Origin of the sequence: Enterobacter sp. BRE11 (assembly GCF_031844285.1) — a bacterium.
Taxonomy (GTDB): domain Bacteria; phylum Pseudomonadota; class Gammaproteobacteria; order Enterobacterales; family Enterobacteriaceae; genus Pantoea.
Genome location: NZ_JAUZUX010000009.1, coordinates 203412 through 223930 on the forward strand (window position 1 = coordinate 203412; position 20519 = coordinate 223930).

14 protein-coding genes and 1 pseudogene are annotated in these 20519 nt (G+C 58.3%); 7 read left to right on the plus strand and 8 right to left on the minus strand.

Going from position 1 to position 20519, the window contains the following annotated elements:
* Window positions 1–97: 97 nt before the first annotated feature.
* From eptA to Q9R34_RS11670, 3 genes and pseudogenes are all read left to right on the plus strand, one after another.
* Complete coding sequence (eptA, locus tag Q9R34_RS11660) at window positions 98–1732, plus strand: phosphoethanolamine transferase EptA (protein ID WP_485893843.1); 1635 nt, start codon at window positions 98–100, stop codon at window positions 1730–1732.
* 357 nt (window positions 1733–2089) lie between these two features.
* Window positions 2090–2257, plus strand: a pseudogene (locus Q9R34_RS11665) (type VI secretion system tube protein Hcp); the annotation flags it as partial.
* A 199-nt stretch (window positions 2258–2456) separates the two neighbouring features.
* Window positions 2457–3038 (plus strand): hypothetical protein, encoded by a 582-nt coding sequence (locus Q9R34_RS11670; RefSeq protein ID WP_485893845.1) that lies wholly within the window; start codon window positions 2457–2459, stop codon window positions 3036–3038.
* Between the two features lie 378 nt (window positions 3039–3416).
* Here Q9R34_RS11670 and Q9R34_RS11675 read toward each other — a convergent pair whose 3' ends face one another.
* From Q9R34_RS11675 to Q9R34_RS11690, 4 genes are all read right to left on the minus strand, one after another.
* Window positions 3417–4517, minus strand: coding sequence for an NADH:flavin oxidoreductase/NADH oxidase (locus tag Q9R34_RS11675; RefSeq protein WP_434123784.1), 1101 nt, complete (start codon window positions 4515–4517; stop codon window positions 3417–3419).
* A gap of 415 nt (window positions 4518–4932) precedes the next feature.
* Window positions 4933–8610, minus strand: coding sequence for an FAD-dependent oxidoreductase (locus Q9R34_RS11680; RefSeq protein ID WP_485893884.1), 3678 nt, complete (start codon window positions 8608–8610; stop codon window positions 4933–4935).
* Window positions 8611–9130: 520 nt separating this feature from the next.
* A complete protein-coding gene (locus Q9R34_RS11685; RefSeq protein WP_485893847.1) occupies window positions 9131–9898 on the minus strand; it encodes an amino acid ABC transporter ATP-binding protein in 768 nt (255 codons plus the stop codon).
* A 1-nt stretch (window position 9899) separates the two neighbouring features.
* Entirely contained in the window at window positions 9900–10550 is a 651-nt protein-coding gene (locus Q9R34_RS11690; protein ID WP_485893849.1) for an amino acid ABC transporter permease, read from the minus strand.
* 290 nt (window positions 10551–10840) lie between these two features.
* Between Q9R34_RS11690 and Q9R34_RS11695 the strand changes: the two genes are divergently transcribed.
* The 3 genes from Q9R34_RS11695 to Q9R34_RS11705 are packed head-to-tail and all read left to right on the plus strand — an operon-like array spanning window position 10841 to window position 13612.
* Window positions 10841–11605, plus strand: a complete 765-nt coding sequence (locus Q9R34_RS11695; RefSeq protein WP_485893851.1) for an ABC transporter substrate-binding protein — start codon at window positions 10841–10843, stop codon at window positions 11603–11605.
* Between the two features lie 47 nt (window positions 11606–11652).
* Entirely contained in the window at window positions 11653–12258 is a 606-nt protein-coding gene (locus Q9R34_RS11700; protein ID WP_485893853.1) for a cupin domain-containing protein, read from the plus strand.
* A 25-nt stretch (window positions 12259–12283) separates the two neighbouring features.
* Complete coding sequence (locus tag Q9R34_RS11705) at window positions 12284–13612, plus strand: NAD(P)/FAD-dependent oxidoreductase (RefSeq protein ID WP_485893855.1); 1329 nt, start codon at window positions 12284–12286, stop codon at window positions 13610–13612.
* A 33-nt stretch (window positions 13613–13645) separates the two neighbouring features.
* On the opposite strand, the gene betA is transcribed toward Q9R34_RS11705, so the two are convergent.
* From betA to betI, 3 genes are read right to left on the minus strand one after another with little or no spacing between them, the layout of a single operon-like run.
* The gene (gene betA / locus Q9R34_RS11710) at window positions 13646–15325 is read right to left on the minus strand and encodes a choline dehydrogenase (RefSeq protein WP_434123792.1); all 1680 of its coding nucleotides are present in this window, start codon (window positions 15323–15325) and stop codon (window positions 13646–13648) included.
* A gap of 27 nt (window positions 15326–15352) precedes the next feature.
* The gene (gene betB, locus Q9R34_RS11715; protein WP_485893857.1) at window positions 15353–16825 is read right to left on the minus strand and encodes a betaine-aldehyde dehydrogenase; all 1473 of its coding nucleotides are present in this window, start codon (window positions 16823–16825) and stop codon (window positions 15353–15355) included.
* 13 nt (window positions 16826–16838) lie between these two features.
* A complete protein-coding gene (betI, locus tag Q9R34_RS11720; RefSeq protein ID WP_485893859.1) occupies window positions 16839–17435 on the minus strand; it encodes a transcriptional regulator BetI in 597 nt (198 codons plus the stop codon).
* A 231-nt stretch (window positions 17436–17666) separates the two neighbouring features.
* On the opposite strand from betI, the gene Q9R34_RS11725 reads away from it, so the two are divergent.
* A complete protein-coding gene (locus Q9R34_RS11725) occupies window positions 17667–19694 on the plus strand; it encodes a choline transporter (protein WP_434123795.1) in 2028 nt (675 codons plus the stop codon).
* Between the two features lie 32 nt (window positions 19695–19726).
* Here Q9R34_RS11725 and Q9R34_RS11730 read toward each other — a convergent pair whose 3' ends face one another.
* Complete coding sequence (locus Q9R34_RS11730) at window positions 19727–20311, minus strand: DJ-1/PfpI family protein (protein ID WP_485893861.1); 585 nt, start codon at window positions 20309–20311, stop codon at window positions 19727–19729.
* Between the last annotated feature and the right edge of the window lie 208 nt (window positions 20312–20519).

The following is a 20519-nucleotide window of genomic DNA, read 5'->3' on the forward strand; positions in this document are numbered from 1 at the left end:
TCAGCATGATGGCGCGTGCTCTGATTAAAGCGGCTTAAGGTTTTCCTAAAGTTAATGCGGCATGCTGCTCACTCCTGTTAACAGATGGACTGCATGCATGTTTTTCCCGCTCAATAAAAGACCGACGCTAAATCGGCTCTCTTTTCTGCTGCTGTTTTCGACTTATATCGCGGTGTTTCTTAACCTGGCCTTTTATCACCAGGTGATCGCCGCCATGCCGCTGGATAGCGTGCGCAACTGGCTGGTATTTCTTTCGATGCCGCTGGTGGCGGTGTCGGTAATTAATATTGTCGTGACCATTGCCTCTTTTATCTGGCTCGATCGCGTGGTAATCGCGCTGTTTATTCTGGTCTCCGCCGCCGCGCAATATTTCATCTGGAATTATGGGGTGATTATTGATCGGTCGATGCTGGTGAATATCCTTGATACCACGCCGTCAGAGAGCCTGGCGCTGATGACGTCGCAGCTGGTCGCGACGCTGCTGCTTTCCGGCGTGGTGATGGCGCTCCTGGCGTTCTGGGTGCGCGTTCGCCCCACCAGGCCCTTCTGGAAAAGCGCCGTTTACCGCATTATCAGCGTGGCGGCGTCGGTGATCTGCATCCTGCTGGTGGCGTCGCTGTTCTACAAAGATTACGCCTCGCTGTTTCGCAATCAGAAAGAGCTGGTGAAGTCGCTCAGCCCCTCAAACTCCATTGCCGCCACCCTCTCCTGGTATAAACACAACCGGGATCTTAATCTGCCGCTGGTGAAAATCGGCGAAGACGCGCATCTCCAGCCAGCGATGCAAACGGGCAAAAAGAATCTGACTATTTTGATCGTCGGCGAAACGTCGCGCGCTGCGGATTTCTCCCTCTCCGGCTACGACCGTGAAACCAATCCGCTGCTGAAAAAAGATGACGTCACCTATTTCCCGCATACCACTTCCTGCGGCACGGCGACGGCGGTGTCGGTTCCCTGCATGTTTTCCGGCATGCCGCGCGCCCACTATGACGATGCGCTCGCCGGACATCAGGAAGGGCTGCTGGATGTGATCCAGCGCGCTGGCATTAAGGTGCTATGGAATGATAACGACGGCGGCTGCAAAGGCGCCTGCGATCGCGTGCCGCACCAGGATGTTTCCAGCCTGAACCTGGCAGGAATGTGTATTAAGGGAGAATGCTACGACGAAGTGCTGTTCCACGGGCTGGAGACCTATATTGAGCAGCTCCAGAGCAACGGCGTGATCGTGCTGCATACCATCGGCAGCCACGGCCCGACTTATTACAATCGCTATCCGCCGCAGTTCCGCCGCTTTACGCCGACCTGCGATACCAATCAGATTCAGGACTGTTCGCAGCAGCAGCTTGTGAATACCTATGATAACACCCTGCTGTACGTCGACTTTATCGTCGATAAGGCGATCAAGCTGCTGCAGGCGCACCAGGACAGATTTACCACCAGCCTGGTCTATCTCTCCGATCATGGTGAATCGCTGGGCGAGAACGGCACCTATCTACACGGTATGCCCTATGCCATCGCGCCAGAGGTGCAGAAACATGTGCCGATGCTGATCTGGCTCTCGCCGGACTACCAACAGCGCTATGGCGTGAACAAGCGCTGTCTTGACAAGCTGGCGGCACAGGATAACTTCTCGCAGGATAACCTTTTCTCCACCATGCTGGGGCTGACCGGCACGGCGACAAAGGTCTATAAAGCGGATGACGATATTCTGACTTCCTGTAGGAAAAGCTAATCGTAAAAGCCCTGCCAGTGAACCGCACCCCAAAAGTCGGACACCCGACTGATTAAGGTGCGGTTCAGTGAGCAGTATTGAGTTTTCCTTCGGATCACGGCTCGCCGTTGTCACGCATTCTCCGGGCTGCAGGCGTGGTGCAGAGCATGTCGAGAAAGGGCAACGGCCTCAGCCCGGTTGAATTCCGCTTACTTCAACAGGTAGCGGCCTGAGCGCAGAGGGGACGAGGTGAAGTCTGCCGGTGGCTGAGAAAAGGTACATTTTCTTGATTTAAAGCAATAAACCATCAGGCAACACTTCATCATGAAGGCTGGACAAAAGATAATCGCCTACTCAATTAATAAAGGGATTTATTCAATGGCTATTCCGGTTTACTTATGGCTCGAAGATGATGGTGGATCGCCAATAAAGGGCAGTGTCGATATCCATGGTCGAGAAGGAAGCATAGAAGTTAGTGAATTCATGCACTCTGTAGAACAGTCTACGCATTTTCTGACTGGGAAAGCGACCGCAACCTGTCTGCATAGGCTATTTTTACCATTCTTGTCACACGGGGAAATACACACTTAACCTTATCCCTAACCTGAGCAATGCAATGTGTGGACGCTCAGCCTTTCGCATACATGGCGCAAGCAAAAATGGACTCATCCGAAGGATCTATTATCGCACCCATCAGCGTCAGAAAAAGCATTTGGGCGAGTGGTGACAGGGAGTTAAGGGTGAAATGAAATATATTGCTGTTGCCCTTGCTGTAATGGCTTCTCCTGCCGCCATGGCTATGCAAATGCAGGGGTTTGGTGCTAACTACTATCAGGACGATGCGTCCGTTCCTGAATACGATACTAACAAGGATTTATCGCCTCACGTTATTATTGGCGACAACATGTTTGTTATGGAATACAGCACGCTTGCAGACATAGCGAAAGTTGCTGACCTGACCGTTAATAAAGGAGATCAAGCCTCATGGCTTTGCCTCAGCTCAAAAGGCGTAAGCTATTGGTTTATCTCTGACAATGAGATGGGGCTAGGCGATTTAACATCTATTGCAATAGCAAGAGATGAGAGGGCAAAAGGATGTTATTCTTATTCGGGTGATTTAAGCGTAACCATCAAGGGGGTGCCTTTGTTGAATATGACATTGAAAAACATCCGGCCAAGGTTCTCTAAAACTTCAGATACGAATATAATTAGATATTGCAATAACACCAGGACTTATGGTGATTTTACTCAGGTAAACTGCCTGCAATACAATTTTAAAGACAAGAATGTAGAGGGTGTGATAATTAGCCAAATTACGTCCAGCTGAATAAGCCAAAGCATCCAGAGAAGGGCTGGTGAAGCACTGGACGCAACGCGTGTTTAAGGCATCTTTTGCCAGCGAAGCGTTCTTCCATTATTCCATCCTGCGGCTGAAACGCGAGCATGAAATAAAAGTGGCAGCGCGCTGTTATTCAGGTCCTGAACCAGATAGCTAAATAGCCAATTACGCTTGCAGAGGCGATCAGCAGCGCCAGATATTCTTCACGCTTAAAAAACAGGGCAGATTTCATTTGTACTCTCCTCAGTCACTGAGCAGAGTTTGACATTTTACAGCTTAGAAAAACCTTAAGATGGAAAAGCGCTGCCGCCGCGCGTCACACAAACGGCGTGAAACCGGCCCTGAAGGCAGAGCCGGCAGGGCGCATTAGCGGTTAGCTTTTAATGTCCCTTTTACTTCATGCGGTTCAGAACGCAGATACTGCGGCGGTGCGCTTGCCTGCGCGCCTAGCTCGGCGGCAGCATGCCACGGCCAGCGCGGATCGTAGAGCATGCCGCGCGCCAGCGCCACCAGATCGGCGCTGCCTTCCTGCAGCACCGCTTCGGCGTGCTTCGGCTCGGTAATCAGGCCGACGGCGATAACCGGAATGTTCACCTCTTTGCGAATATCACGCGCATACGGCAGTTGGTAGCCCGGTCCTACCGTAATCGACTGCTGAGGCGCCAGGCCGCCGCTCGATACGTGAACATAATCGCCGCCTGCGGCCTCAAATTGTTTACTGAATGCAATGGACTGTGCATTATCCCAGCCGCCCTCAACCCAGTCGGTTGCGGAGATACGCACCCCGATGGCGATATCATCAGAGACCGCCTCGCGCACCGCGCGGAAAATTTCCAGCGGGAAGCGCATGCGATTTTCCAGCGAGCCGCCATATTCATCTTCACGGTGGTTGCTGAGCGGCGACAGAAACTGATGCAGCAGATAGCCATGCGCAGCGTGCAGCTCAATGAGCTGTATGCCAAGTTTCTCCGCGCGCTTTGCGGTGTCGACAAACTTCTCTTTAATACGCGCGAGATCGTCACGGCTCAGTGCCAGCGGCGGACGATCCTCTTCATTGAAGCCTTCTGCAGAAGGCGCGACCGTTTCCCAGCCGCCTTCTTCCAGCCTTAACTGATGACCGCCTTCCCAAGGCGCGGCGCAGGAGGCTTTGCGGCCCGCATGGCCCAGCTGGATGCCGACCGGGATCGGTGAATAAGCGCGAATATCTTCCAGCACCGTGCGTAAGGCCGCTTCGGTATCGTCGTCCCACAGGCCAAGGTCGCCCGGAGTAATGCGGCCAACGGGTTCAACCGCGGTGGCTTCGATAATCAGCAGGCCCGCGCCGGAAAGCGCCAGCTGACCAAGATGGATGCGGTGCCATGCGGTGGCTTTGCCTTCGCTCGCGGAGTATTGACACATCGGCGCAATAACAATGCGGTTTTCCAGTGCCAGCTTGCCAATATGCGTTGCGCTAAAGAGTTGACTCATGAATACCTCATTTCCTTGTAATAGCTGCCTCGAAACAGAAAGTGTAATCGACTGCTGACAGATCATTGGATTAATGCAAAAAAATAGCATAAGGCCAGCAGGCAGGGTTTACCGTTATGGCGGCGTGGCGAGGCGGCTGATTCTGCTTTCGCCAGATGGCGAGTAGATGACCGCACGGCGTATAAAAGTTGAACACGCCGCAAAGCGATCGCGCTACGTGAATTCTGGCGAAAACGCAGGGGGTGAGTGCAGCAGAATTCACGTAGCGATGCCATTTTACCGTATATAAAACAGCCATTCGGCTGCTTCTGGCTTTATATAATGCCCATTATATAAAGCCATGGATCCAGAGGATCCTTTTACCACCAGATGCAACGGGGGACACCAGACGCTATGCGTCCGGCATCCGCCTGAGTTACGCCGTTGTCTTACGGTTAGTCAGCAGTGCTTTCACCGTTTCGGCTGCGCGCTTGCCCGCCAGGAAAGCGTGATCCGAATTGTAGTACTCCCATTCGCTGTAACGTCCGGAAAGATGAATGCCCTGCGCCGCCAGCCAGTTGCGGATCAGCGCTACGTTAGCTTTGCGCTGATGATCGTAAACCACATAGGCATAAGGCATATCCACCTCATGAGCGGTGACGATAACGTCATCTGCGCGAATAATGCCGACGCGAATGCAGTCATCGATACAGCGCTGGATCAGCGCCTCCCCTTGATACGGCAGCGGCTGATCGGCGCGATAGGTGATTTCGCAGGTCAAACCAAAACCGCCTGGCGGGTTGCATTCCGGGCTGGCGTTGCCCTGGAGGAAAATGCGGTGAAACAGGGTATCGCCTGGATAGTAGATCCAGTGTTTGTCGCTGAGGTTGGCGCGGCCAATGCCGAGGTTAACGCAGCGTACCGACACGTGACGCAGCAGCGAGGCGGCTTGCTGTACCGCCTGCGGCGCGCGGTTGCCCATCAGGCGCACCAGCTCGGGCAGCGGCAGGGTGCTGATCATCTGATCGTAGTGGTAGTGACGCCCATCCTTAAGAGTGACGCTGCGGCTTTGCGGCTGGATGTCGGCGATCTCCGCCTCGGTCTCCAGCACGCAATTAAGGTGGGGCAGGAAGCCATTCATCAGCGCCTGAAAGCCGCCGCGCTTAGGGTAGCCGAAGCGGGCGTTAGGGCCGACAGGCTTATCCAGCGGTGCCAGCGCGCCCGAGATGATCTGCTGAAGATCGGGCAGCGGAACGCGCCCGCCGAGCCAGGAGGTTTCCATATCGGCAAGCGGGGTTTTCCACAGTTTTCGGTTGTAGGGAACGGCAAAATGATGCGCGATACCGCGACCCCAGGTACGGAAGATAAAGTTTTCGAAGTCTTCTCCTGCCTCGTCCGCGCCCGCAGGCTCCGTCGCCTCGGCGCCCAGCACGCCGTCGGCGCAGCAGTCGCGGCAGTCGGTATTGGCCGCCGGTCGTACCGCGTTAAGCGGTGCCGCCTCCTGCGCACCCGTGACACCGTAACGCGCTTCTATCGCGCCCAGCACGCACTCGCCAATCACCTCTGCCGGCAGCCCGTGCAGCGCCGACTGGAAAGGATAGCGGGTAAAGACGTCATGGCTGTAAACCCAGGCTTCGCGGTTTTGCCAGTGCAGGTTATCGCCCAGCAGTTTGTCGTAAAGCTGAAGCACATAGGGATCGTTGGAGAACATAATGTGACCCGCATAATCGAAGGTAAATCCCTTATCTGCGATAGAGCGGCACCAGCCGCCAGGCGTCTCGTTTTTCTCCAGCACCACCGCGCCTTCGCCGTAGTGGTAGCCCGCGCTCAGGCCGGTCGGCCCGGCGCCAAGGATCAGACACTCCACCGGACGCAGAGTGACCGCGCGCACGCCGTCGGTAGTTTCCGGCACTTTCGCCGCAGCAACCGGCTGCACGACGCTATCGCGAAGCCTGACGATCTGCGCCTGCATCTGCTCAGCGGTGCGATCCCACGAGGTTTCGGCAATGATCGCCGCCATCTGCGCCGCCTGTTGACGGCGCGCCTCATCGCTCAGTGCCAGTGCGGCCTCGCAGGCGAGAATAAAGGCCTGCGACGTATCGGCAATGCTCACCACATCGCTATAGTGGCGCACCACGTCCGGTACGGCGGTGCTGACGACTGGCAGCTGTGCCGCCATATACTCCAGCACTTTGGTCGGGCTGATAAAGCGCGTTGAGGCGTTCAGCGCAAACGGCATCAGGCAGACGTCCCATCCGGCCAGGAAATGCGGTAGCGCTTCATAGGGCTGCTGGCCGAACCAGTGCAGGTTGGGCCGCTGCGGCAGGCTGAGCGGATCGATCTTCACGACGGGACCGACCATGGCGATTTGCCAGTCGGGATGCGCATCGGCGAGGGCGGCGATCAGCCCAATATCCATACGCTCGTCAATCACGCCGTAGTAGCCCAGTATCGGGCCGGGCAGATTTTCCTGCAGCGGGTGGCTGTTGCTGCGATCGAGCGCCTGCTCGAAATGCGCGGCGTCAACGCTGCTGGCAAAACAGTGCACGTTCTGATGGCGAGGCTTTTTCGCTTCATACAGGCTGGTGCCGCCGGTAAAGACCACGTCGGCGCGGCTTAACAGAGCGGACTCGCGCTGCTGCAGCTGGCGCGGCGCCATATTAAAGGCGGAAAGCTCATCCATGCAGTCATAAATAATGGCGCTGGGGTTGAAGCAGGTAAGCAGCGGCAGCGCCATCGGCGTATAGAACCACACCAGCGGCTGCTCGTCGCTCTCCAGCAGCGCCGCGAGCAGGGGTTGCAGCACGGCGATCTGGCTGTCATGGAAGCCCGGCGCATCGACGTCGGTGTGCGGTTCGATGACGGTAACGTTGGGCGCAGGCGACTGCTGTCGCAGCCCCGCCTCGCCGGGCTGATAAACCGGCTCCTCGATGAACAGCACGCGATGGTGCTGAGCAAGACGCGACAGTAAATGTTGCGGACGTTGAAAGACGAAACCCCAGCGAAGATGACTAAAAACCACCAAAACGGACTGTTTCATAGAGGACTCCTGTGGCTCGCCGGCCGGCGATAACAGCGCGTGGAACCGGTGCAGCGAACGTTGTGATTGCCGCAAGGCTGCGGCGGTAGGCTGGTGCAGCTGACGCGTAAAATCAGGGGCGACATCCCAGAGGCCGCTGCGCGGCCAGTGGTGAGGGTCTTCCCAGAGAGGGCTTTCAATAATGGGGTAAATACAGACGCCCAGGATGTCGCAGCCGCCTAGCTGCGCCTGCGCTATCTGCGCGGTGATATAGGTCATCCAGGCGGGACGCCCGCTGCCGACATGGCTGGTTTCCGCCAGCAATATTGGACGCTGATAGCGCTGCGCTAACGTCAGCAGCAGCTTGTGCAGCGGCTTTCTGCGTTGATCCCCCAGATGCCACGCCAGCCGCTGGTTGGAGTTGGCCTCCCACTGATTGGCGTGATAGTAGTTGGCACCGATGATATCGAGATAGCGCGCCGCGCCGCCCAGTTCCGGCTCGCGCGCGCCGGCCAGCATATCCCAGGCCTGATACTGCGCGGCGTTCAACCCGGCGGTGAGCTGATAGCAGGCTTCGCTCTCTTCATCAGGAACCAGATGAATAAGGGGATCGCAATGAAGAAAGCGCGCCCGGGGATCGGCCAGCCAGATGGCGTCGCAGCCCGCCAGGGTCGCGCGCACCAGCTGGCGCTTGATCTCGTCAGGATCCGCCTCGCGGTGGTTGCCAAACAGCCCGACCGACAGGCCCCAGCTAAAAAAGGAGATCTCATTCATCGGCGAATAGACTGGCGCCTGGCGATACCAGGGCGCCAGGAAAGCAGCGACGCGCTGGCAAAAAGCGGCGAAGCGCGGAACAAAGTCGTCTGAAAAAAGATCGACATCTTCAGGCCAGCCGTAGTGGCAGAAGGTCCAGTTAATCTGAATGCCCAGCGCCTGCGCCGCCTGCATTTTGCCCCGCAGCGTGGCGAACGTTTTTTCCGGATCGTCTTCCGCCTGACGCCAGCCGATGCTCTCGCGCACGGTGCGGATGCCAAAATGCTGCAGAGCGAGATAGTCGCTGCGAAACTGAGTCTGATGGTCGGTCACGGCATCCATCACCAGGCGCTGGCCTGCCGTATTGATATGGTCGGCGCCTTCGTACCCGGCCTGCCAGAAGCTAGAAAAGGCAACATCGTCTCCTCCTGTAAAAATCAGGATTGAAAAAGGGACCTGTGCTACTGCGCGCGCGGCATGCTCCCCGGCGCAGCAATCAGGCTGGAAAAGCTAAAGAGAACAAGGTTGCTGTCGTGAATTCCGTGTCCGGAAAAGAGAGACGGTGCGCGACCGGCCTGGCCTGGCCGCAGAAAAAGCGTTATCCCGCACGCAGAGAAAAGAGGGTAGAGATTATTAGTTTCAGTGAGCAATCACTGTTGATTGAAGTATAACCCTGCCTGATATTCTCACAAGTATTTGAAGGAAAACAAAAAAAGCCAAGCGGCAATGCAGCGGATCTGTGAAGGGAATAAACGCCCTGTTGCTTTATAACAGCAAAGGTCCTGTGTGAAGGCATCGGCGCCGCGCCGGCGCTGCCTCCGCCTGAGCGGTTTAGCGCCAGCCGCGCGCAGAGCGTCAGCCTTTAAACGGCCACCTGACACCGGGAACAAAAAGGGGTGTCGCTGCTGCCGAGAACGCGACGCAGAAACTCCTGGGTGCGCGCTTCCTGAGGCTGCAGCAGAATTTGCTGCGCGGCTCCCTGTTCGACAATCTGCCCGCTGTGCAGAAAGCAGACGCGATCGGCCACTTCGCGGGCGAACTGCATCTCATGCGTGACGACAATCATCGTCATGCCTTCCTGCGCCAGGTTGCGCATCACCTGCAATACCTCGCCGACCAGTTCAGGGTCGAGCGCGGATGTCGGCTCGTCGAAGAGTATCGCTTTCGGCTGCAGCGCCAGCGTGCGCGCAATGGCGACGCGCTGCTGCTGACCGCCGGAGAGCTGCCCCGGCCAGGCGTTGATCTTGTCCGCCAGCCCCACCAGCGCCAGCAGGGATTTGGCGCGCTTCTCTGCCTGAGCGCGCGACTCGCCGTTGACGTGAACAGGGCCTTCCATCACGTTTTCCAGCACGCTGCGGTGCGGGAAAAGGTTGAAGCGCTGAAACACCATGCCGATCTGGCGACGCAGATCGTTAATGCTTTTATGCCGGTTATCAACCCGCCGATCCAGCACGCGGATCTCGCCGCCCTCGTAGCTTTCCAGCCCGTTAATGCAGCGCAAAATCGTCGATTTGCCCGAGCCGGATGGGCCGATCAGGCAGACCACCTCCCCAGCGTTGACGGAAAAGCTGACGCCCTTCAATACCTCGACCCGGCCAAATTTTTTGTGAACGTCGTCTATCTCGATCATCTCAGGCTCCTTTCATCTGACGTTTTTCCAGCCGCCTGGTCAGCGCCATCAGCGGCATGCACAGCAGCAGATAGAGCACCGCCACCAGGGTATAGACTGTGGTGTTGTCAAAGGTTGATGCGGCGATCAGCTGACCTTGCCGGGTCATTTCTGTGACGGCGATGGTTGAGGCGAGGGCGGAATCTTTCAGCATCATCACCAGCGTATTGCTGTAGGGCGGCAGCGCGACGTGGAACGCCTGCGGCAGGATCACGCGTCGCATCGCCTTTCCAAAGCCCATGCCCATAGAGCGCGCCGCTTCAAACTGCCCGCGATCCACCGACTCAATACCGGCGCGAAATATCTCAGCAATATAGGTGGAGAAGCAAAAAGCGATACCGATGACGCTGGCCTGAAAAGAGGTGAGGGTGATGCCAATATCAGGAAAAACAAAGTAGATATAAAACAGCACCACAATCATCGGCAGGCCGCGGGTAATATTAATCACCGTCCTCACCGGCCAGGAAATAATTTTCCACGGGCACATCTTCGCTCCGGCAAAGAGTAATCCCAGCGGCGTGCTAATCACCAGCGATAACAGGGTGATGGAGATCGTCATTTCAGCCCCTTTCAGCAAAAAGGGGAGATACGTATGAATGCTGCTCCAGTCCATCTCAGGCTCCTGAACGTGCTGCGTAACGGGTCTTGGGGCAATGAGGATTCAATATAATGAATATCTTTACCCGCTACGCGCTGTCAATAAATAGCGCTTCTCGCGAGATAGCGAATTGTTATTACCGCGATAAGAAACAGCTATAGATAGGTGGAGTGATGAAAGCAACGGCTTTATCGGCAATGTGTGAGGTGCGCCGTTTCACAAAATAAAACGTTGACAGCGGCGGCATAAATTTCATTATAGTGAAAAAGACGTTCGCCCTTTCGCTACTGAACCAGGAGTGAGTTATGTCTGTCGCCCGTAAAATAAGCCTGCTGAATATCTCCATAGCCCTTAGCGTCGCCACCGTGGTCAGCGTTAGTGCTCAGGCCGCCGCGTTGACGGCAGGGTCGCCGCCCTCCAGCGCGCCCACCACCTTCCTGAATACCCAGAGTGGAAAAATCGAAGGCTTTATGCCGGACGTCGCGGCGGAAGTGGCACGGCGCCAGCATCTGGAGGTCAATTTCACCGCCGTGCCTTTTTCAACGCTGATTCAGTCAGTTATTGCCGGGAAAATCGATATGATCGTCGCCGGTATGACGCCGACGCCGGAACGCGCGAAGCGCATCGGCTTCTCGCAGCCGGTCACTGCCTTCGGCGCGGGGCTGGTGGTGCGCGACGACAATGCTAAAAAATATGGCTCCTGGCAGGATTTGAAAGGCGAGGTGGTGGGCACCATGGCGGGTACCGACTATACGCAAAGCCTGATGCAGAGCGGCATCGCCAAAGAGGTGAAGGTCTATGACAGCCCGGCGGATATGACGCGCGATCTTTCACTGGGCCGCATCGCGGCGGGCATGAACGACTATCCCATCCTGAAAGCGCAGGCCAATGCAGGCGGGCTGAAAGGGATGCACGTTGTTGAGGGCTATAAGCCGGAACAGGTATCACCTATGGCGTTCGGCGTGAAAAAAGGCAATGACAAGCTGCTGGCGGAGATCGACAGCGCGCTCAACGCCATGAAACAGGACGGCACACTTCAGACCATCAAAGATAAATGGGGCATGCCCTGATTTAACCCAGGTCGGCGAACAGGCGCGACGGCAAACAAGAGCATGAGATGAAAAACGCATCGCAACACAAGGCGGAACCCGGCGCCGCTGAAACGGATATCGGCTCGCGGCTGAAAAGCCTGCGCAAGGCGCGCAATCTGACCATTACCGAGCTGGCGCTGCTGGCGAACGTTTCCGCCGGCGCTATCAGCCAGATAGAACGCAACCTGACGAATCCCACCGTCCGGGTGCTGGAACAGCTGCGGCTGGTGCTGAAGGTGCCGCTGACGGCGTTTCTTGAGGAGAGCGCCACGTCGCTGCGCGGCGCCGAGCATTATGTTCGCCGCAGCGCGGAGCGGCCGCGCTTCAACGTCGGCAAGCGCGGCATCGCCAAAGAGATGCTGTCGCCGTCGGGCGACCACGATATGCAGTTTATGCTCATCGATATTCCGCCAGGCGCCCGCTCCGACGAAATACTGATCGGTCAGGGCGAAAAGGCGGGGCTGGTGGTCGAGGGCGAGCTGACGCTGGAGATCAATGGCGATATCGCGCGCCTGATGACCGGCGACAGCTTTCAGTTCAAGAGCCATCTGCCGCACAACATTTTCAACCATACCGAGAGCGATGCCAGAGTGTTGTGGATCATGCATATCCCGCCTGAAAAGCATCTCTGAACGCCCCGAACTTAAAAGGTTTTCTATGCGCATAAAAATCAATGCGGTGACAGACAGCCCGACCTTTCCCGAGCAGGTGGACGTGGTGGTGATCGGCGGCGGCATTATCGGCACCTCCGTCGCTTACGAACTGGCGAAGCAGGGCGTCGCGGTGGCGCTGTTTGAAAAAGGCGTTATCGGCGGCGAGCAGTCCGGCCGTAACTGGGGCTGGGTGCGGCAGCAGAACCGCGACCTCTACGAGCTGCCGCTGGCGATGCGCAGCCTGCAGAGATGGGAAGAGCTGGGCGGCGAAATCGGCCTGGATCTCGGCTTTCGCCGCAGCGGCATCCTCTACGGCACGCAAAACGAAGCGGACGTAGCGCGCTGGGAAAAGTGGGGCAAACACGCGAAGCAGCTCGGTTTCGTCAGCCACCTGCTGTCGCCAAAAGAGGCGCATGAGCGGCTGGGCGACCAGGCGCGCTGGGTTGGCGGCATCTGGTCCCCCACCGACGGGCGCGCCGAGCCGTCGCTGGCGGCACCCGCTATCGCCGTCGGCGCGCAAAAGCTGGGCGCCTCCGTTCATCAGCGCTGCGCGGTGCGCGGTCTGGATATCAGCGCGGGCCGCGTCTCCGGCGTCTGGACCGAGCGCGGCCGCGTGCGCGCCAGCCAGGTAATCTGCTGCGGCGGCGCATGGAGCTCGCGCTTCTGCAAGCAGTATGGCATCGACCTGCCCAGCGCCAATATTCTCGGCACAGCGTTTAAAACCACGGCAGCGCCGGAGGTGATTCAGGGGTGCCTGAGCATGCCGGAGCTCTGTATCCGCCGCCGGCTGGACGGCAGCTACACCGTGGCGATCCCCGGCCGGGGCCAGCTCGATCTCGCGCCGCAGAATATCCGCTATGCCACGAAGTTCTACCCTATGTACCGCAGCAAGATTGCCAAAAAGCTCAAGCTCCGGCTAAACGGCTCTTTTTTTAACGGGCCGGAGGCGGCGGGTCGCTGGTCGAATGACGGCGTGTCGCCGTTCGAGAAGATTCGCGTACTGGATCCTGCGCCCGATCGGCAGATTCTTAATGAAGCGCTGCGCAGCCTTGTGAAGGCGTTTCCCGCGCTGGAGGGCATTAAAATCGATCACGCCTGGGGCGGCTGGATTGATACCACGCCGGATCTGGTGCCGGTTATCGATGAGATGCCGCGCGTGCCGGGTCTGTTTATCGCCTCAGGCTTTAGCGGGCATGGTTTCGGCATCGGCCCTGGCGCGGGCCTGCTCTGTGCGCAGCTGATGACGAATCGGCAGCTTTTTACCGATATCGCGCCGTACCGCCTGACGCGCTTCGACAAAGGCAATGCGATCCGCGAGCCGCAGATGATGTAGCGGCAAAAGCCCGCCGAAGCGGGCTAAAGCGCGTTAAGCACGACGCGGTTCGCCGCGCACCGGCGTCTCGCCTGCGACAAAGTAGCCTGCCGTCGAGGCGGGAAGCGGCTGGCGGCCACGAATGTTATCGGCGATTTTTTCGCCGATCATAATGGTGGTCGCATTCAGGTTGCCGGTGATGATCAGCGGCATAATTGACGCATCGACGACGCGCAGCCCCTGCATGCCGTGCACGCGGCCTTCGCCATCGACCACCGCCATCTCATCGCTGCCCATTTTGCAGGTGCCGCAGGGATGGTAGGCCGTCTCCGCGTGGTTGCGCACGAACTCATCCAGCTGCTCGTCGGTCTCGCACTCCACGCCGGGACTGATTTCGCGTCCGCGGAACTTGTCCAGCGCCGGCTGGTTGATAATCTGGCGCGTGATGCGGATCGCGTCGCGGAACTCATGCCAGTCCTGCTCGCTCGCCATGTAGTTGAACAGGATAGCGGGATGGCGGCGCGGATCGCGCGACTTGATGCGCACATGGCCGCGGCTCGGCGAACGCATCGAGCCGACATGACACTGGAAACCGTGCGCGTTGACCGCGTTCGATCCGTTGTAGTTAATCGCCACCGGCAGGAAGTGATACTGAATATTCGGCCAGGCAAACTCTTCGCGGCTGCGGATAAAGCCGCCCGCTTCAAAGTGGTTGCTGGCGCCGATGCCGGTACCGTTGAACATCCACTCCGCGCCGATTTTCGGCTGGTTCCACCACTTCAGCGCAGGGTAGAGCGACACCGGCTCTTTGCACTCATACTGCAGATACATCTCCAGGTGGTCCTGAAGGTTCTCGCCGACGCCGGGCAGGTCGTGCACCACGGGAATGTCGAACGACTTCAGCAGGCTGGCAGCGCCGACGCCGGAGCGCTGTAAAATCTGCGGCGAGGCGATGGCGCCCGCGCAGAGCAGTACCTCGCGCCGCGCATGCACCTTGTGCGAGGTATTGCTTGCGCCCAGCAGATACTGCACGCCGACGGCGCGCTTGCCGTCAAACAGGATGCGATCGGTGGTCGCATGCGTCACAATTTTGAGATTGGGACGGTTTTTCGCCTGATCGAGGTAGCCGCGCGCGGTGCTGGAGCGGCGCCCCTGCGGCGTCACGGTACGATCCATCGGGCCGAAGCCCTCCTGCTGATAACCGTTGAGATCCTCGGTGCGCGGATAGCCCGCCTCGACGCCCGCGTCGATCATCGCAGCAAACAGCGGATTGTTGCCGGCTTTCGGCGTCGCCACGCAGACCGGGCCGTCGCCGCCGTGATAATCATTCGGCCCGATATCGCGCGTCTCCGCTTTGCGGTAGTAGGGCAGGCAGTTTTGATAGCGCCAGGACTCCAGCCCCGGCGCTTCCGCCCAGCCGTCGAGATCCATCGCGTTAGCGCGGATGTAGCACATGCCGTTGATCAACGATGAGCCGCCCAGACCTTTGCCGCGTCCGCACTCCATACGGCGATTGTTCATATGGGGTTCCGGCTCGGTCTCGTAAGCCCAGTTGTAGCGTTTTCCCTGCAAAGGAAAGGCGAGCGCCGCAGGCATCTGCGTGCGAAAATCCATACGGTAATCTGGGCCGCCCGCTTCCAGCAGCAGAACGTTGACGTCGCTATCTTCGGTCAGTCGGGCAGCCAAAACGTTCCCTGCGGATCCGGCTCCGATAATGATGTAATCAAATTCCATTAGTCGCTCCTCAGGTTTCTTTATTAATCAAAATACAGACTGAAAACGGTCCAGCTCGACCTGCACGGATTTCACCTGGGTGTAATTCTGCAGGGTCATCAGGCCATTCTCCCGGCCAACGCCGGAGTGCTTGTAGCCGCCGACCGGCATCTCTGCGGCAGATTCGCCCCAGGTGTTGATCCAGCAGATACCCGCTTCAATCTGGTGAATGACGCGGTGCGCGCGGTTGAGATCCTGCGTAACCACACCCGCTGCCAGCCCGTATTCGGTGGCGTTGGCGCGGCGCACCACTTCCTCTTCGTTCTCATAGGTCAAAATCGCCATCACCGGCCCGAAGATCTCTTCGCGCACGATGGTCATCTCATCGCTGCAGTCGGTAAAGACGGTCGGCTCGACCCAGGCGCCGGCGTCAAAGCCTGCGCCCGTCATGCGCTTGCCGCCGCACAGCAGGCGTGCGCCTTCCTCCACGCCGCGCTCGATATAGCGCATCACATTGTCGCGGTGGGCGAAACTCACCAGCGGACCGAAGTTGGTCGCGGGATCGTTGAGGTCGCCGGCGCGAATGCGGGCGACGCGCGCCAGAATTTTCTCTTCAAACGCGGCCTTCAGGCTGGCCGGAACAAAGACGCGCGTGCCGTTGGTGCAGACCTGGCCGGAGCTGTAGAAGTTGGCCATCATGGCGATATCGGCGGCGAGATCGAGATCGGCATCGTCGAAGACAATCAGCGGCGACTTGCCGCCCAGCTCCATGGTGACCTCTTTCAGGGTCGAGCCCGCTGCGTTAGCCATCACTTTTTTGCCGCTGGCGACGCCGCCGGTGAAAGAGACTTTGTCGATGCCGGGATGCTCGGTGAGCAGCTGACCGGTCACCGCTCCGCTGCCTGGCAGCACGTTGAAGACGCCGTCCGGCACGCCCGCCTCGCTGTAGATCTCGGCCAGCTTCAGGGCGGTGAGCGGGGTGACTTCGCTCGGCTTAAAGATCATCGCGTTGCCTGCCGCCAGCGCGGGCGCGGATTTCCACAGGGCGATCTGAATCGGGTAGTTCCACGCGCCGATGCCTGCCACCACGCCGAGCGGTTCGCGGCGCGTATAGACGAAAGCCGTGTCGCGCAGCGGGATCTGCTGGCCCTCCAGCGACGGGATCAGGCCCGCGTAATACTCCAGCACGTCCGCGCCGGTAACAATATCGACGCTGGCGGTTTCGCTCAGCGGCTTGCCGGTGTCCAGGGTTTCCAGCGCGGCCAGCTCGTCGTTGCGCTCGCGCAGGATATCCACCGCGCGGCGCAGAATGCGCGAGCGCTGCATTGCGGTCATCGCGGCCCAGACTTTCTGGCCTTTGCGCGCGGCGGCAACGGCGCGGTCGACGTCGTCGCGGCCAGCCTCATGCACCTTCGCCAGCACGTCGCCGTTGGCGGGATTGATGGTCTCAAAGGTGTCGCCAGCCGCTGCCGGGACGTAAGCGCCATCAATATAGAGGTGCTGCTCTGCGAATCGGGACATGGTTCCTCCTTTATCAGGGATGGGTGTTGCCAGCTAACTGCTGGCGAATAAACTGGGTCGTCAGCGAGCGAGCCAGCTGAAAATCAAAGGGCTTGCCGCCCAGCGCCGCGCGCAGCCAGAGGCCGTCGATCAGCGCCGCCAGCCCGTAAGCGGCAGTGCGCGCCGCGTCGCGCGGCAGCTCGCGGCGGAACTCCGCGGCCAGCGCGGAAAAGAGGCGGCGGCTGCTGACGCGCTCCAGCCGGTTGAGCTGAGGCTGATGCATGCTGCTCGACCAGAAGTCGAGCCACGCCTTCATCGCCGCCTTATGCAGCTGGCTTTCGTCGAAGTTGCCTTCGACGATGGCGCAGAGGCGCGCTTCGGTGCTGACACCCGCCAGCGGCCTGAGCCTGACCGCCACCGCGTCGCGCAGCTGCTGCGTGACGTCACGCATGGTCGCTTCCAGCAGGCCGTTCTTGTCTTTGAAGTAGTGGCTGATGATGCCGGTCGAGACGCCCGCGCGGCGTGCAATCTGCGCGATGGTGGCGTCGTTAATCCCGACTTCGTTAATGGTTTCCAGAGTGGCATCAATCAGCTGCCGACGTCGTATCGGCTGCATTCCTACCTTTGGCATGACAAGTGCTCCGCCCTAAACAAGTCCCCTATTAGAACTTTTATTGATTGAACGTTCAATATAAAAAAGAAACTTGTTAGGATACTGTGCGTGGATTGTTGCAAAGGGCAGCCTGCAACCTGCTGCTTTGCCGCTACGCTTAACTACCTGGAGGAGAAGAATAAAAAGGACGCGTTCGCACGCGCGATGACAATATAACCTGTTGAATTTACAATAAACCAGAGGTAACTGATGATTAATCCACCTGCAAGTGAAAAGGACAGAATCAATCCCGTGGTGTTCTACACCTCGGCCGGACTGATTCTGACATTTTCACTGGTGACGATACTTTACAGCGATCAGGCCGGAGCATGGATTCAGGCGGCAGTGAACTGGGTATCGTCTACGTTCGGCTGGTATTACATGCTGGCCGCGACGCTTTACATCGTATTTGTGCTGTTTATGGCCTGTTCGCGCTTTGGTGCGATCAAGCTCGGACCGGAGCAGTCTAAGCCGGAGTTTAGTCTGCTGAGCTGGTCAGCGATGCTGTTCGCCGCCGGTATCGGTATTGACCTGATGTTTTTCTCGGTAGCAGAGCCGGTCACGCAGTATATGCAGCCGCCGGAAGGCGCGGGACAGACGCTGGAAGCGGCGCGGCAGGCGATGGTCTGGACGCTGTTTCATTACGGCCTGACCGGCTGGTCGATGTATGCACTGATGGGCATCGCACTGGGCTACTTCAGCTATCGCTACAACCTGCCGCTGACCATCCGCTCGGCGCTCTATCCCATCTTCGGCAAACGCATTAACGGCCCCATTGGCCACACCGTCGATATCGCAGCGGTAGTCGGCACCATTTTCGGCATCGCCACCACGCTTGGCATCGGCGTGGTGCAGCTGAACTACGGGCTGAACGTGCTTTTCGACATTCCAGAAGGGCTGGCGGCGCAGACCGCGCTGATCGTGCTTTCTGTGGTCATCGCCACGATTTCGGTGACCTCCGGCGTCGACAAAGGCATTCGTATCCTTTCTGAGCTCAACGTGGCGCTGGCGCTTGGCCTGATCCTGTTCGTGCTCTTTTTTGGCAAAACCGATTTCCTGCTCAACGCGCTGGTGCTTAACGTCGGCGACTATATCAACCGCTTTATGGGCATGACGCTCAATACCTTCGCCTTCGATCGCCCCACGCAGTGGATGAACAGCTGGACGCTCTTTTTCTGGGCCTGGTGGGTTGCCTGGTCGCCGTTTGTCGGTCTGTTCCTGGCGCGTATCTCGCGCGGCCGCACCATTCGCGAGTTTGTGCTGGGCACGCTGATTATTCCCTTTACCTTCACGCTGCTGTGGCTGTCGGTGTTCGGCAACGCCGCGCTCTACGAGATTATTCACGGCAACGCCGGTTTTGCGCAGGAGGTGATGGCGCATGCGGAACGCGGCTTCTATCTGCTGCTGGAGCAGTATCCCGCCTTTAAGCTGAGCGCTTCAGTGGCGACCATTACCGGTATGCTGTTCTACGTGACGTCGGCGGATTCCGGCTCGCTGGTGCTGGGCAACTTCACCTCGAAGCTGAAGGACATCAACAGCGATGCGCCGAACTGGCTGCGCATCTTCTGGTCAGTGGCGATCGGCGTGCTGACGCTGAGTATGCTCATGACCAACGGCATCTCCGCGCTGCAAAACACCACGGTGATTATGGGCCTGCCGTTCAGCTTCGTGATCTTCTTCGTGATGGCGGGGCTCTACAAATCCCTGAAGGTCGAAGATTACCGCCGCGCCAGCGCCAGCCGCGATACCGCGCCCTATCTGGCGGCCAGCAACGACCGGCTGAGCTGGAAAAAACGTCTGTCGCGGCTGATGAACTACCCTGGCTCGCGCTATACCCAGCAGATGATGGAAAACGTGATCTTTCCTGCCATGCAGGAAGTGGCGAAAGAGCTGGAGCTGCGCGGCGGCCGCGTGACCCTGGAGCGGCTGGCAGCGGAGGAGAGCGCGCTGGGCTATATCGATTTGCGCGTCAACCTGGGCGAAGAGCAGGATTTTGTCTATCAGGTGTGGCCGCAGCAGTATTCCGTGCCGGGCTTTACCTACCGCGCACGCAGCGGCAAATCGACCTACTACCGACTGGAAACCTTCCTGCTGGAGGGGAGCCAGGGCAACGACCTGATGGACTACAGCAAAGAGCAGGTGATAATCGACATTCTCGATCAGTACGAGCGTCACCTGAACTTTATCCATCTTCACCGCGAAGCGCCGGGTAACAATATCACCTTCCCGAGCGTGTAATACTGAGACGGGCCAGCCAGGCTGGCCCGCTATTAGTTGCCCAGGCGATCGCTGCGCCAGCGGTCATAGTAGATATGCTCCGCCTGGAAATCCGCCGCGCCCGCCTTGCCGGTCAGCCGCAGCGCCAGCTGCAGCGCGAAGTCAAAAGCGACGCCCAGCCCTCTGCCGCTGAGCAGATTGCCATCCTCCACCACGTCCGCCATCACATATTCGCCATCCTCGTAGTGCATCCAGAGTTCGCCCGAGCAGGTGTAGCGACGTCCTTTGAGCAGACCATTGCCCGCCAGCACGCGCGCCGCCGCAGAGCAGATGGGCGCAATAATCCTCTCCGCCTCGTCGTGGCGGCGGATAAAGGCGCTGACCGCCGGGCTCGCGGCCAGGTTCATCGTGCCCTCCGGGCCGCCGGGAATGATGACCGCATCGAACAGTTCATGCTGGGTCTCTACCAGCAGACGATCCGCCAGCGTCATCACGCCGTGATAGCTGATAACCTGATTGTGCGGGTGGCAGGCGACGGTGGTCACCACCACGCCCAGGCGGCTTAATATATCGAGGGTGATAAAGGCTTCCGCTTCTTCAAAGCCCGGCGCCAGCAGCAGGGCAGCTTTCTTTGACATCGTCTCTCCTTGCATTTGTCATTGGGTACAGGATTAAAAAATAAAACAGCGTTTCATTTATATCCTGGTTGGCCGGTAAATGACAGTGCCGCAGCAGGTCCTCCATGTTAAGCCACTTAACGTTTTATCGGTAAAACCATTACTCTTTTTTCGCTGTCGCAAAAAGAATCATTAGCGGTGTCAACAAAGGATGCGTTAATACTAAACC

Bases quoted from the DNA above. Each gene is read 5' to 3' on its own strand.
- eptA (WP_485893843.1), top strand. From the start codon at position 98: ATGTTTTTCCCGCTCAATAAAAGACCGACGCTAAATCGGCTCTCTTTT.
- Q9R34_RS11670 (WP_485893845.1), top strand. From the start codon at position 2,457: ATGAAATATATTGCTGTTGCCCTTGCTGTAATGGCTTCTCCTGCCGCC.
- Q9R34_RS11675 (WP_434123784.1), bottom strand. From the start codon at position 4,517: ATGAGTCAACTCTTTAGCGCAACGCATATTGGCAAGCTGGCACTGGAA.
- Q9R34_RS11680 (WP_485893884.1), bottom strand. From the start codon at position 8,610: ATGGATGCCGTGACCGACCATCAGACTCAGTTTCGCAGCGACTATCTC.
- Q9R34_RS11685 (WP_485893847.1), bottom strand. From the start codon at position 9,898: ATGATCGAGATAGACGACGTTCACAAAAAATTTGGCCGGGTCGAGGTA.
- Q9R34_RS11690 (WP_485893849.1), bottom strand. From the start codon at position 10,550: ATGGACTGGAGCAGCATTCATACGTATCTCCCCTTTTTGCTGAAAGGG.
- Q9R34_RS11695 (WP_485893851.1), top strand. From the start codon at position 10,841: ATGTCTGTCGCCCGTAAAATAAGCCTGCTGAATATCTCCATAGCCCTT.
- Q9R34_RS11700 (WP_485893853.1), top strand. From the start codon at position 11,653: ATGAAAAACGCATCGCAACACAAGGCGGAACCCGGCGCCGCTGAAACG.
- Q9R34_RS11705 (WP_485893855.1), top strand. From the start codon at position 12,284: ATGCGCATAAAAATCAATGCGGTGACAGACAGCCCGACCTTTCCCGAG.
- betA (WP_434123792.1), bottom strand. From the start codon at position 15,325: ATGGAATTTGATTACATCATTATCGGAGCCGGATCCGCAGGGAACGTT.
- betB (WP_485893857.1), bottom strand. From the start codon at position 16,825: ATGTCCCGATTCGCAGAGCAGCACCTCTATATTGATGGCGCTTACGTC.
- betI (WP_485893859.1), bottom strand. From the start codon at position 17,435: ATGCCAAAGGTAGGAATGCAGCCGATACGACGTCGGCAGCTGATTGAT.
- Q9R34_RS11725 (WP_434123795.1), top strand. From the start codon at position 17,667: ATGATTAATCCACCTGCAAGTGAAAAGGACAGAATCAATCCCGTGGTG.
- Q9R34_RS11730 (WP_485893861.1), bottom strand. From the start codon at position 20,311: ATGTCAAAGAAAGCTGCCCTGCTGCTGGCGCCGGGCTTTGAAGAAGCG.